Origin of the sequence: Meiothermus sp. Pnk-1, assembly GCF_003226535.1 — a bacterium.
Classification (GTDB): Bacteria; Deinococcota; Deinococci; order Deinococcales; family Thermaceae; genus Allomeiothermus.
On sequence record NZ_QKOB01000003.1, the window covers coordinates 290,111 to 302,802 of the forward strand.

General features: G+C 63.9%; 10 protein-coding genes. All 10 read right to left on the minus strand.

Annotated features, from left to right (window positions below):
• Window positions 1–19: 19 nt before the first annotated feature.
• The 10 genes from nusB to DNA98_RS06265 all read right to left on the minus strand — a co-directional run bounded on the left by nusB (window position 20) and on the right by DNA98_RS06265 (window position 12,460).
• On the minus strand, window positions 20–490 hold the full coding sequence (gene nusB, locus DNA98_RS06215; RefSeq protein ID WP_110528320.1) for a transcription antitermination factor NusB: 471 nt from the start codon (window positions 488–490) through the stop codon (window positions 20–22).
• A gap of 116 nt (window positions 491–606) precedes the next feature.
• Window positions 607–942 carry an Asp23/Gls24 family envelope stress response protein gene (locus DNA98_RS06220; protein ID WP_110527758.1) on the minus strand — a complete coding sequence of 112 codons (336 nt, stop codon included), beginning with the start codon at window positions 940–942 and terminating at the stop codon, window positions 607–609.
• Between the two features lie 29 nt (window positions 943–971).
• On the minus strand, window positions 972–2,042 hold the full coding sequence (locus tag DNA98_RS06225; RefSeq protein WP_110527761.1) for a branched-chain amino acid ABC transporter permease: 1,071 nt from the start codon (window positions 2,040–2,042) through the stop codon (window positions 972–974).
• 115 nt (window positions 2,043–2,157) lie between these two features.
• The gene (locus tag DNA98_RS06230; RefSeq protein WP_110527764.1) at window positions 2,158–4,068 is read right to left on the minus strand and encodes an AMP-binding protein; all 1,911 of its coding nucleotides are present in this window, start codon (window positions 4,066–4,068) and stop codon (window positions 2,158–2,160) included.
• Window positions 4,069–4,122: 54 nt separating this feature from the next.
• A complete protein-coding gene (locus DNA98_RS06235) occupies window positions 4,123–4,875 on the minus strand; it encodes an ABC transporter ATP-binding protein (protein ID WP_110528323.1) in 753 nt (250 codons plus the stop codon).
• 61 nt (window positions 4,876–4,936) lie between these two features.
• Window positions 4,937–5,722, minus strand: coding sequence for an ABC transporter ATP-binding protein (locus tag DNA98_RS06240; RefSeq protein WP_110527767.1), 786 nt, complete (start codon window positions 5,720–5,722; stop codon window positions 4,937–4,939).
• A 10-nt stretch (window positions 5,723–5,732) separates the two neighbouring features.
• On the minus strand, window positions 5,733–6,647 hold the full coding sequence (locus tag DNA98_RS06245; RefSeq protein WP_110527770.1) for a branched-chain amino acid ABC transporter permease: 915 nt from the start codon (window positions 6,645–6,647) through the stop codon (window positions 5,733–5,735).
• A gap of 24 nt (window positions 6,648–6,671) precedes the next feature.
• Window positions 6,672–7,865, minus strand: a complete 1,194-nt coding sequence (locus DNA98_RS06250) for an ABC transporter substrate-binding protein (RefSeq protein WP_110528326.1) — start codon at window positions 7,863–7,865, stop codon at window positions 6,672–6,674.
• A 665-nt stretch (window positions 7,866–8,530) separates the two neighbouring features.
• Window positions 8,531–11,311, minus strand: a complete 2,781-nt coding sequence (locus DNA98_RS06260) for a tetratricopeptide repeat protein (RefSeq protein ID WP_110528329.1) — start codon at window positions 11,309–11,311, stop codon at window positions 8,531–8,533.
• 171 nt (window positions 11,312–11,482) lie between these two features.
• Window positions 11,483–12,460, minus strand: a complete 978-nt coding sequence (locus DNA98_RS06265; protein ID WP_110527776.1) for a deoxyhypusine synthase family protein — start codon at window positions 12,458–12,460, stop codon at window positions 11,483–11,485.
• Window positions 12,461–12,692 lie beyond the last annotated feature (232 nt).

Genomic DNA, 12,692 nt, shown 5'->3' on the forward strand with positions numbered 1-12,692 from the left:
CTCGTACGATTCCGAACAACTATTTCTCCTTCTCCACCGCCTGAATCTCTCCGCTTTCGATCCGTTTGAGCAAGCGGCCCAGCACCCCGTTGACGAAGCGGCCCGAATCCTCACCGCCATAGCGCTTGGCGATCTTGACCGCCACCTCGATGAGAGGAGCGTACGGGGTGGGCTCAAAGAGCATCTCGTAGGCCGCCAGGCGCAGTACCGCCAGGTCGGTCTTGGCCATCTGCCCAAAGCTCCAGCCCTGGATGGTGCTGCCCAGCACCTTATCAACCTCGGCCTCGCGATGCTGGTAGCCCTCGAGCAATCTTCGCGCGAACTCGAGCCCTCCCTGGTCAAGGAGGTCGTCGTAACCTTCTGTGGAGGAGTTACCCTCCTCGAGTTCTTGGCTCTGGCTGACGTGCTCCCAGGCTTCCTCCAGGCTTACCCCACCTACGGCGTGCTCGAAGAGCACTTTAAACGCGAGCTCACGGGCTTTACGACGCATGCTGGCCACCCCTCGATACGCTCGGCGAAACGACGCCACCCACCATGCCCAACGCCAACCGCCGAACGCCAAGCGCCTTTCCCAAGCATCTAGCCATTTCCACCGGGCGTATTGCGTTATGCAGCATTGGGCTCCTTGTACTCCACCGCCACCACGGTCACGTTCACCGCCCGAACTTTGAGCCCGGTGCTCACGGTAAGGGTTTCAGCGATGCAACGCTGGGCTTCTTTAGCCAGGTCGGGGATGGGCTTGCCGTAATCCACGCAGACCACCACATCCACCGTCAGGTTCTCTCCCTCCCGCTCTACCCGTACTGCCTTGGCCCGTCGCCCGGGGATTAGATCGCCTACGCTACGGGTTCCAGGCTGCGCCAGCCGAATGCCCTCTTGGCCCTCGAGGGCCAGGGTAACCAGGCCGACCAATGCGTTCTCGCTCAAATCGTAATCCACCATGAGCCCAGTCTACCGCGTGAAGGGAGGGATCAATAAGGAAGCGGCCACGTGCGAAAGTAATCCCGGATACGGCCCCACAGGCCAACCAGGCCGCGGGGCTCGAGGATCAGAAAGGCCAGGATCAGCACCCCGAAAGCCACGCTGCGCCAGGCGGAGAGCTGAGCCACATACTGGGGCCCAAAAGCCCCGGCGATTACGCTCAAAATCTCCGGGATCAGCACCACGAAGAAAGCCCCCAACACCGCTCCCAGCACGGTCCCTGCCCCACCCACGATGACGATGGCCAGGTACTGGATGCTAAAGGCCAGCGTGAAGTTCTCCGGCGCCACCGTCCCGATCAGGTGCATGAGAATCCCGCCCGCTACGCCTGCGTAAAAAGCCGAGAGCGCGAAAGCGGTGAGCTTGGCCCGCACCAGATCCACCCCGGAGAGCTGGGCCGACAGATCGTTGTCGCGCACCGCGAACCAAGCCCGGCCCGCGCGGGTCGAGAGCAACCGCTTGGCATAGAAAAACAGCGGGAGCGCAAAGAGCAGGCCCAGGTAAAAAGCTACCCGGTCATCGGTGAGGGGCAGTCCCAGGAAACGGTTGTCGGCGGGCAGGGTACGCCCGGCCACCCCGCCGGTAAAACCCTTCCACTGGCGAAAGATATAGTCCGCCAGCGACTGGAAGGCCAGCGTTCCGATAGCCAGGTAAACCCCTTTGATCCGCAGCGAGGGAATCCCCAGCACCACCCCGATCAAAGCCGCCACCACTCCCCCCATCAGGATGCCGCAAGGGGCCAGGTCTCCGCTGAGGTGGCTCGAGACATAAGCCCCCACCCCCACAAAGGCCGCCTGCCCCAAGGAGATCTGCCCCGCCCCACCCACCAACAGATGCAGCCCCAGCCCGGCCAAGGCCGCGATGAGGATCTGCGTCAGGACGAACAACGGGTACTGCGGCAAAAGCAGGGGCAGCAGCAGCACCCCCACCAACAAGAGCACTAACCCAAAGCGACCCTGAGGAGTATTGGCGTAGGCTTCATCCTGGCGGTAGGTCTCCCGCACCGTACGCGAGAAGCGGCGGCTGAAAGCGTCGGTGAGGGTTTGACTCAGGCGATACACGGAAAGCCTCCAACGCCGGGAGGGGAGGCGTTCGCCACAGCCGAGCCACCAGCCATGGGCCACTGGCCGTTTTTGACGTTCGACGTGCGGCGTAGCCCGCAGGACCGTTCAACGTTCATGCTCCCACCTTTGGGCTCGAGGGAAACGAAACCCCTACATCGGCGATATAGACCAAAGCCTCCAGCGTGCCCTGCCCCTCGAGGTAGCGGATGGGCAGGGAGAGCTGCACCGACCTCGAGCCGTCGTATAAAGCCTCGAGCAGCGCCCTGTAACGGCTTTCCACCACTCCCCGTTTGACCTTGCGGGTGCGGGTGACCTCCTCGTCGTCGGCGTGGAGTTCCTTGGGCAAAATGGCGAAGCGGCGCACCCGAAGCGCCTCGGGTAGGCTCTCGCAGGCCATGGCGATCTCCTTGGCGATGAGCCCGTAGACCGCCTCGCTCGCGGTGAGGCTTTGGTAGGTGGAGAAGGCGAGACCGCGCTTCCTGGCCCAGTTTTGGGTATTCTCCGGGTCAAGCTCGACCAGCGCGGTGACGAAGGGCTTGCCGTGCCCAATGACGACAGCTTCGCGGATATAGGGGGAGTACTTGAGGCGGTTCTCGAGGAACTGGGGGGCAAAGCGCGTACCGTCGGCAAGCGCCCCTACCTCTTTCAAGCGGCCCAGCAACACCAGATGCCCCCGTTCGTTGAAGAACCCCGCATCCCCGGTGCGGAACCAGCCGTCTTCGGTGAAGCTCTCCCGGGTGGCGGTCTCGTTCTTGAAGTAGCCGGCGAAGACTTGCTTCCCCCTGACCTGGATCTCCCCCTCGGGGCTGATGCGGACCTGGGTATTTCGCAAGGGCTTGCCTACCGTCTCGGGCGGGGCGTCGCCGGGGAGGTGGCCACAGCTGGTGGCGGCGGTCTCGGACTGGCCGTAAACCTGGCGGATATCCACCCCCAGCGCTCGGAAGAAGGTGAAGACCTCCGGCCCCAGAGGAGCCCCACCCGTCACCGCGACGCGACAGGCTGCCAAGCCCATACGGGCCCGCAAGGGCCGGGCCACCAGAGGGTAGGCGAGGGCACGCGCCAGGTCTAACCCCAAGCCCACCGGTTCACGGCGGAACTCCCGCTGGGCGGCCTCGAGCAGTACCCCTATGCCCCAGCGGTACACCGCTTTCTTGACCCGGTCGGCATCCTCCATGCGGCTGCGGATGAGGGCGGCCATGTCCTCCCAAAGCCTTGCCGGAGCCAGGTAGAAGTCGGGTTGAACCTCCTTGATATCTTCCCGTACGGTGATGGCATCCTCAGGGAAGTGCAGCACCAGCCCGTCTACCACCCCGCGCACTACGGTGAGCATCTGCTCGCCAATCCAGGGCAACGGGAGATAGGAGAACACCCACTCCTTGCCGGTGAGCTGGAGCACCTCGCCTACCGCCTCGAGCCCGGCGATGAGCTGGGCGTGGGTGAGCATGGCCAGCTTGCTGCGGGCGGTGGTGCCGGAGGTAGGAGCCAAAAGGGCGAGGGTGTCCGGTCGGACCCGCTCTAAAGCCGCCTCTACGGCTTGCCGGGCCGTTGGGGCCTGCCCGACCTCGAGGGCTCTGGAAAACGGCAGGATTTTCTCTCCCCAGTACTTGCTCATGCCGGCTTCTTCCCACACCAACACGAAGCGCAGCTTGTCCAGGTGGGGCAGCACCTTGTCGAGCTGCTCCTCGTCGGAGAGCACGATCCCCTGCGCCTCGGAAAACTCCAGGAAGTACCCCACTTCCTCGGGCATGGCGTCGGCGTAGATGCCCATCGGCATGGCTCCCAGGGCTTGCGCTGCGAGTTCGGCGGCCACCCATTCCGGCGCGTTCTGACCCAAGATGGCGAGCACCCCGCCCGGCTCGAGGCCCAAGCGGCGAAGCCCTCCGGCCAACCGCTGCACCTCTTCCCACAACCCCGACCAGGAAGTGGTCTCCCACACCCCGTAGCGCTTGACCCGCAGGGCCGGAGCCCTCGGCTTTGTGCGAGCCTGGTGACGAAGAGCAGCGATAAGGGTGTCCTTACCCATCTCCCCTCCCTTCGATCCCTAGGCCAACCCTTGGATGTTTAGCGGCCAGCGGTCTCACGCGCTCCTCCCCAGATAGGCCTCGGCCACGCGCGGATCTTCCCGCACGCCGGAGGGTTCCCCCTGGTAGAGAACCTCCCCGTACGACATCACCAGCACCCGGGTAGAGAGTTCGAGCACCGCCCTCAGGTCATGCTCTACCAGCATCAGCGTCACCCCCCACTCGCGCCGGGCGTCGAGCAAAAAGCGGGCCAAGTCCTGCTTCTCCTCCAGCGAGAGACCAGCCATCGGCTCATCGAGGAGCAGGAGTTTGGGCCGACCGGCCAAGGCCCGGGCTACCTCCACCCGCTTTTGCAAGCCATAGGGTAGGGCTCCGGCAAGTGCGTGGCGATAGGGAGAGAGGCGTAGGTAATCGAGGACTTCCTCCGCCCAACGGCGAATCTTCCACTCGGTGGGGGCCTTGGGCAGGAGATCGGTGTAAGCCCCCGCCGCCAGCTCGGCTCCCAACTTGACGTTGTCCAGGACAGTCATGCCGCGGAACAGCTCGAGGTTTTGAAACGTCCGGCCCAGCCCCTTGCGCACCCGATCCTGCGGGCTCTGTCCGGCTAGTTCCTCCCCTAAGAACACCACCTGACCACGCTGCGGCCTGTATAGACCGGAGAGCACGTTGAGCAAGCTGGTCTTTCCCGCTCCGTTGGGGCCGATCACCGCGAAGAGGTCACCTGCGGAAACCGTGAAACTCACCCCGGCCAGCGCCCTCACCCCGCGAAAAGAAAGGTGAAGGTCTTTGGCCTCCAAGACTCGGCTCATGTAGACCTCCTGACCCCAACCGATCGCCAACGGCCCGCTCTATAGTCGGCGTTTGGCCACGCTACACCCATCGCTTCCTCCTGCGGTAGCGCTTGGCTTCGGCAAAACCACCGGTGGCCCCCGCACCCAGGTAGAACTCCATCACATCAGCATCGGCCTGAGCCTCCTGGGCCGTGCCCTCGAAGACCACCCGGCCCTGCTCCATCACGTAGACCCGCTCGACGATTTGAAACGCAGCGCGGGCGTTCTGTTCGACCAGCACCAGGGTGAGGCCCTTATCGCGGCGGAGTTCGTCCAAGACCCGCATGACCTCCTCGACGAGTTTGGGCGAGAGGCCCAGGCTGGGTTCGTCCACCACCAGGATCTTGGGCTCGGTGAGCAGGGCCATCCCCAAAAGGAGCATCTGCTGTTCACCGCCCGAGAGGTATCCGGCCTGCTCGCCACAACGTTCATAGATGCGAGGGAAGCGGCTGAAGATCTCGTCGGTGATCTCTTTTTGGCGAGCCGGGCTCAGCCTGTGCGCGGCGGCGCGGAGGTTCTCTAGCACCGTCAGGTAGCGAAACACCGGGCGGCCCTCGAGGATCGCGGTAAGGCCCAAAGAGGCCACCCTGAGCGCGGGGGCACGGCTGGTGTCGTGCGGACCGATTGCAATCTTGCCATCCAGCACCCGCCCGTCGTACTGCGGCAGCAGTCCAGCCACCGCGCGCACCAAGGTACTCTTCCCGGCCCCGTTGGGGCCGAGCAAAGCTACGGCCTCCCCCGAACCCGCCCGCAGCGACACCCCTTGTAAGGCCAGGATCACCCCGCGGTAGACGACCTTGAGGTTCTCGACGTGAAGTTCGGCCATCGCTAAAGCCTCACACCCGCTCGATGCGCCGCTGCCCGAAGAGGCCGTAAGGCCGTAGCAGCAGCACCAACAGCACGATCAAAAAGGGAATGGCTTGGCTGATGCCGGGCAGGAGGGCCTCGAGGTACAGCTGGGAAAAAGCTTCGATCACCCCGATTATAAGCCCTGCCATCACCGCCCCCGCTACCGAGTCAAAACCGCCCAGAATCGCCACCGGAAACACCACCAACCCCAAGAGGATCAGATGATGACCCGGCCCACCACCCCCTGCCGCCCCGGCTAGGAAGGCTCCGCCGATGGCCGCCATCATCGCCGAGATACCCCAGGCGACAGCCACCACCCGAGGGGCGTTGATGCCCAGGGCCAGCGCAGCGGTTTCGCTCTCCGAGACCGCCCGCAAGAGAACCCCGTAACGGGTGTACTTGAGCATGGCGACGAGAGAGATCGCCAAGGGCAGGGCCAGGATCAAGCTCCACACCGCCTTGGACGAAAGAAACACCCCACCCACCTCAAAGGCCAGGTTAGGTAGCTCCTTGGGCAGTTGCGAAATGTCCGCCGCCCCCATGGCCTTTTGATCTGGCCCCCAGACGATGAGTGCGGTTCCGTCCAGGGTTGCCGCCAGGCCGATGGTGGCCATGACCACCGCGACCACGTTGCGCCCCAGCAGAGGCCGCACAAACCCCCGCTCGACCAACACGCCAAATACAAACGCCAGCGGCAAAGCCAACAGCATCGCCAGCAGCACCGGCAGGACGAGCGAGAGGGTGTAAGTCAGGTAAGCCCCGATAAGCAAAAACTCGCTGATGGCGAAATTGGTGACGCTGGTGGCACGATACACCAACACAAACCCGGCAGCGATCACCGCGTACAGTGCCCCGTTGGCCAGGCCGTTGACGAGGGTTTGCAAATTGAGGGCTAAGTCCATGTCCTGGGTGCGCCGTCCCGCCGACTAAACCTTTGAACCGTCCACCCAATCGGTGATGGCGTCAAAGCGGGCATCTTTGACGTTGGCGCGGTAGAGCTTGGTAAACGGCAGGCGATGGTTGACCCAGTTCAGGTTACGGAACTGGCCAAACGCGTTGTAGTCGCTCATGTTCTCTAGCGTCTCGATCATGCCTGGACGGGTGAGCTTACCGGCCTGGGCAGCCCGGCGCATAGCCTCGGCAATGACGTCCATGGCCGCCCAAGAACCCATGTAGTAGGTGGGGCGGTAGCTGAGGTCACGGCCTTTGGAGCGGCGCAGCGCGCGAATTTGCTCCACGGCAGGGATCAGCGTGTCGTAGTAGTAGGCGTTGTGGTAGGTCACAATGAAGCCATCGGCAGCCGCCCCAGCCCGCTGCATCAGGGCCAATTCGGCAGAGTAGTAGGTACCCATGAAGGTGGCGCGCACCCCTTGTTCGCGGGCAGCCCGCACCAACAGGGGCTCTACGGTCAGTACGTACCCCTGGAGGATGACGAAATCCGGCTGGGCCTGGCGCAGCTTGGTAACGATGGGGGTGGCGTCCGAGATGGCCAGGGGGGTTACTTCCTCACCCACGATCTGGTAGCCTCGCTTGGCAGCTTGGTCCTTGATGAACTGGATGTTGTCCCGCCCGAACTCGGAGTTGGAGTAGACCAAAAAAATCTTGGCTCCCCGGCCACGAACGCGCTGCACTTGTTGCAGCAAAGCCCCGGCCATGTCGTTGTAGGTGGGGCCGAAGACGAAGATGGTGGGGTAGGTTTTGGGGTCAGCCAGTTCGTTGGCGAAAGAGGTAGCGGTATAGGGCAGTTGCAGCCGGGTGATCTCCGGGGCCAAGGCCTTGGACAGCCCGGTAGAATCTCCATAGACGAACAGCAGTTCGTCCGGCCGCTCCCGCTGCACGATACGGTTGAATGCCGCAGTCCCTCGCGCCACGTCGTAGCCGTCGTCCTCCACGATCAGCTCGAGCTTCCGCCCCCCGATTCCCCCGCTGTCGTTGATGCGGTCAGTCTGGTCGCGGAAGGCATCGAGCCCCGCGTTCCCCGCGAAAGCGAAGGCTCCGGTAAGCGGAAGGATCGCAGCCAGCTTAACCGGGCGCGACTGGGCCAGCCCGATCATGTAAGGGCTGAACACGGTAGACGCTGCCAGACCGGCCTTCAACACCTGACGACGGTTGACCTTCATCTCGGCCTCCTCAAAAAGCAAAATGTTGTATGCCTCCACTTTACCGGTTTTTGCTCCCGTTGCAACCTAGGGGCGGCTAATCCACCGCGTCTTGCGTACGACTATGCGTGGTAAGGTTGGCAAAGGGGCCGCGGGTGCTGCGGCTCGAGGGCGAACCCGGTGTATCTAGGTTTGGTAACTTGATTTGTGCTGACTCAGACGTCGTACGTCGAACGTCATACGTCGTACGAAGGGGATTGGTCCCCTAGGTGTACGAGCTTTGCTCGTCCCGATAGGGAATCGTCCCTTGGGTGTACGGCGGTACGCCGTCCCGATAGGGAATCTACCTCTGGGTGTACCGGCCCTGCCGGTCCCGACAGGGGATCGTCCCCCGGGTGCACGGAGCTTGCTCCGTCCCGTAGGGAATCTACCCCCGGGTGTACGGCGGCACGCCGTCCCGATAGGGAATCTATCCCCGCGTTTAGCGTAAGACGTACGACGTAAGCCGCGTTTAGCGTTTTGCGTACGACGTACGACGTATGACCTAAGTCGCGTATGGCGTACGACGTAGGACGTATGCCAACCTCACCCCAGCCCTCCCCTGCTAGGGGAGGGAGCACCTCGCGTTTAGCGTAAGACGTACAGCGTACGACGTACGACGCAAATCGCGTTTATCGCATGAGGTATCAGTCCCCCGAACTGCTCTTGAGCGCCCGTTTAAAGATCTGCGGGGCAAAATCCGCTACCGCACGGAGGAAACCGGTGATGCCCCGAGCCCGCCCGGGGGTGATGTAGACCGGCACCCCCCGATGTTCAGCCTCGAGCCTTACCGGCTCGGAGACATCGTGGCCGACGTAGCTGGAAATGATCATCAACCCGTGGGCCCGCTCCACCCGGTTTTGGATGCGGCGGATCGCCTCTCGCCCCGAACTGTTGGCGTCGGCGTCAAACCAGTCCAAGCGCAACCCCTGGGCCTCCAGGAAGGGCACCATCCGGCTCCTGAGCTGGGTGTGCCCCCCTACCACGATGAGGTACTCGCCGTGAAACTTGGGCAGCCCCTCGTGCAGCAATCCTTGCGGGGTAAGGCCCTCGAGGGTGTCCGTGCTGCCGTCTAGCTGAGCGAGGGCCGCCGAAGTAGCCTTGAGCTCCTCTAGGTATAGCGCCAGCTCAGGGTCGGTGGGGTTTAAAAACAGCAGGTTACGTAGGATCTCCCGCGCAAGCTCGAGGTCTTTTTCCGCATAGTAGGCCACCTCGAGGGCTTTGCGCCAGACCTCTGCGGCTTTCTTGTAGGCCCCGCTACGCTCGAAGTGTTCGGCCAGATCGAACATCACCTCTAGAGCACCAGGGCGGTGGCGGAGTTCGTCCTCAAGCAGCTGGCGGGCTTCCTCAAGCCGCCCCCGGGCATACAGTGCCGCCAGGTATTCCCCCCGTACCTTCTCGGCTTCCTCGCTCTGGCGGAAGCTGCGGGAGAGCCGGTAAGCGAGGGCCAGCTGCTCCAGCGCAGGATGCGGGGTATGGGCCAGGGCGGAGGTCAGCAGGCGAAAAGCCTCCCAGGGGCCCTCGAGCTCCTCCACCAGGGCCAACACGCCCTCGAGCTGATCCTGCACCGCTTCCAGCCCAGCGTCGCGCACCCGGCCCAAGAATTCCCGGGCCAGCACCGGTTCGCCCGCGGCCAGCGCCTCCTGCGCCATCTGGTAGAGCACCGGAAGCGGGTAGGCCCTGAGGGCGTGGGCCCGTTTGTGATCCCCCAACACTTCCAGCATGGGGTAGCCGAGGGCCCGCTTGGTTAGGGCCAGGTAGTGGTAGGCCAATCCGGCAGACTCCCCCCGGCCCTCGCGGGCCGCGCGCTCGAGGTGTTGCAGGGCCTCCGGAAAGCGCTCCTCGCGGTAGCGGAGAAGCCCTAAGGCCAGCAAAGCCATGGCGTCCTCGGCTCTGGCTACCGCATCGGTGAGGTAAGGCTCGACCGCTTTGAGTTCGATCAGCAGGACGTCCTCCAGCCCTTCTGGCCCCCGCACCCGGAGTTGGGTCAAGGCCAACCCCAGGGCCCCCGCCGCTTCCCCTTGATCGTAGAGGCGGCGGGCATAGCGCTCGGCGCGGGCCCACAACCCTTGCTGCAACGCAGCCTGCAAGCCCAAAAACAAGAGCCCGCGGGTCAGCAGCTCGGGCGAGAGGTCCTCGACAAATTCCACCCGACGGCTGACCTCGCTCCAGTCCCCCTCGCGCCCAAAGCGGAAGGCCCGCTCCTCCAAGCGCTCGAGCGCGGCTTTGATGGGCAAGCGCGCCTCCGCCAGCCCCGACTCATACAGCTGACGCAGGGCATCCGAGAGCCGACCCAAGCCCAGGTAGACCCGGCCCAGGGCCAACCGGTAGCGCCCGCCTCGGCTGCTGAGGGCCTCCAGGCGGGGCAAGGCCCGCTGGTACTCCCCCATCTCCACCCAGCACAGTACCCGCAAGTCCTCGGCTTCCTCGCAAGCGGCCTGCTCGAGCGTCCCCTCGGCCTCCTCGAAGCGGGAGAGGGCCATCAAGGCCCGGCCCCGCAAGTAGGCCAGGCGCCCCTCCGCGTCCGGCGGGACCTGAGCCAGCACCGCGGCGTAATCCCCCTGCTCGAGCAAAGCCCATACCTCCTCCACCGAGGCCGTGGCTTTATCCTCCACCCGCGGCGCTTCGGCCTCCTGCGCCTTGACCGGGGGCTCGAGCCGCAGTTCCTCGGGCATCCGGCCCAGCACCAGCACATACTCACCCTCGCCCACCCGGCGCACGTCGCTAAACCCCAACCGGATCAGGGCCTCGCCTACCGCCTCGAAGTTCTTGCCCAAGAAGGGGCCGTGCCCGTAGATCAGCAGCCCGCCGGGGCGCAACAGCCCGGCGAGCGGCATGAAGCGCTGAGGAATCTCGAAGTGGCGGTAGAACTCCTCGGTCTCGAGCCGGGCCGGGAGGTCCCCCAGGTATCCCTCAGGCAATACCGAGAGCATCAGGGCGGCGTCTACCGGCGGGATCCCCTCCAGCGCTTCACCATACCACCCTTGGTGCCACTCGATCCCCTGGGTACGGGCCTTGCCCACCGCCACCGCCTCCTCGACCCCCTCGAGGGCATGCCACTCGAGTTCGGGGCGCTTTTGCGCCAAAAGGTTGACCAGAAAACCGGTAAACGCCCCGATTTCCAGAACTCTACCCCGCTCGGGCAGCAGGGCCGGGAGTCGCTGAAGGTAAAACTCCAAGTAGGGAAGGTGCAGCGCGTACACCAACCCCTCCAGACGCTCCCGGGGGTGCGCCAGTAGCTCGCCGTAAAATCTTCGCACCGCCTCTAAGCCGCCGCCGCTAAGGTATCGCTTCCAAGCCTGCAACACCGGCTTGCGCCGGGCGGGGCTGCCAATCCGCTTGGCTAGCTCGCTCTCGAAGCGCCCGGGTGAGATTGGCCCATCCAGGTTGAAGTGCTGTTTGAGGTAGCGCCTGGCCTCGCCCTCCATCTCCCCTCCCGCGACCTGCTCCAAGTGTACCAAGTGGGCAGAACCCACCTGCCGAATTTCCACCACGGGCTGCGGTAACCCGTTGGCGGCGTAAGCCGTGGGGTTCCAAGCGCCGCTTCGGGCTGGGGGCCGTACTGGGCACAAAACAGCGGGACGGGCATCCGCAGCGGCTCACTCCCCCAAGATCAGGGCAAACATCAGCGGAGCCACGATAGAGGCATCGGATTCAATGATGTACTTGGGCGTATCCACCGCCAACTTTCCCCAAGTGATCTTCTCGTTCGGCACCGCTCCCGAGTATGACCCGTAGCTGGTGGTGGAGTCAGAGATCTGGCAGAAATATCCCCACATCGGGATATCGGGGCGGCGCATGTCCTGGTGGAGCATCGGCACCACGCAGATGGGGAAGTCCCCAGCGATGCCCCCGCCGATCTGGAAGAAGCCGATGGAATGACGCCGCGAGGTCTCCACATACCAATCGGCCAACATCATCATGTACTCGATGCCGGTGCGGACGGTATGGACGTTTTTGATCTCCCCCGCCAGGCAGTGCCCAGCGTACATGTTGCCGGTGGTGGAGTCTTCCCAACCGGGAACCACGATGGGCAGATTTTTCTCCGCAGCGGCGACCATCCACGAATCCTTGGGGTCAATCTGGTAGTAGGGCTCGAGCCTTCCCGAACGGATAATCCGGTAGAGGAACTCGTGGGGGAAGTAACGCTCCCCCGCCTGATCAGCCCGGGTCCATTCCTCGATCAAAGCACCCTCCAAACGTCGCATGGCCTCCATCTCCGGGATACAGGTGTCGGTAACCCGGTTCATGTGGCGCTCGAGCAGGGCTTGCTCGTCCTGCGGGGTGAGGTCGCGCCAGTGGGGTACGCGCTCATAGTGGTCGTGGGCCACCAGGTTGAACAGGTCTTCCTCGAGGTTAGCCCCCGTACAGGAAATGGCCTGCACCTTGTCCTGGCGAATCATCTCCGCCAAGCTGATCCCCAGCTCGGCGGTGCTCATGGCTCCGGCCAGGGTGATCATCATCACCCCCCCCGAATCGAGGTGTTGGCGATACGCTTCGGCGGCTTCTACCAACGTCGCCGCGTTAAAGTGCCGGAAGTGGTGCTTGAGGAACCGACTCACTGCTCCACGAGACATGAAAACCCCCTTGGGTCGTTTTCCCGGCCACAGCCGGGCTCAGTCTTCGCGGGGTGGGCGAACCTTCCGGACTCCCCCCTTCGGCAGCAGGGTATACCCGCCACCTAGCGTCCGCCTGAGAGTTTACCGAATCCAGGAAGGAAATCAATAAGTACATCACGGGGCGGTGGCTGTTTGGTCTCGCGTCGCACCAGACCGCTGGAGTACGTGCAAAACGAAAAAACGTTTCGAT

Bases quoted from the DNA above. Each gene is read 5' to 3' on its own strand.
- nusB (WP_110528320.1), bottom strand. From the start codon at position 490: ATGCGTCGTAAAGCCCGTGAGCTCGCGTTTAAAGTGCTCTTCGAGCAC.
- DNA98_RS06220 (WP_110527758.1), bottom strand. From the start codon at position 942: ATGGTGGATTACGATTTGAGCGAGAACGCATTGGTCGGCCTGGTTACC.
- DNA98_RS06230 (WP_110527764.1), bottom strand. From the start codon at position 4,068: ATGGGTAAGGACACCCTTATCGCTGCTCTTCGTCACCAGGCTCGCACA.
- DNA98_RS06235 (WP_110528323.1), bottom strand. From the start codon at position 4,875: ATGAGCCGAGTCTTGGAGGCCAAAGACCTTCACCTTTCTTTTCGCGGG.
- DNA98_RS06240 (WP_110527767.1), bottom strand. From the start codon at position 5,722: ATGGCCGAACTTCACGTCGAGAACCTCAAGGTCGTCTACCGCGGGGTG.
- DNA98_RS06245 (WP_110527770.1), bottom strand. From the start codon at position 6,647: ATGGACTTAGCCCTCAATTTGCAAACCCTCGTCAACGGCCTGGCCAAC.
- DNA98_RS06250 (WP_110528326.1), bottom strand. From the start codon at position 7,865: ATGAAGGTCAACCGTCGTCAGGTGTTGAAGGCCGGTCTGGCAGCGTCT.
- DNA98_RS06260 (WP_110528329.1), bottom strand. From the start codon at position 11,311: ATGGAGGGCGAGGCCAGGCGCTACCTCAAACAGCACTTCAACCTGGAT.
- DNA98_RS06265 (WP_110527776.1), bottom strand. From the start codon at position 12,460: ATGTCTCGTGGAGCAGTGAGTCGGTTCCTCAAGCACCACTTCCGGCAC.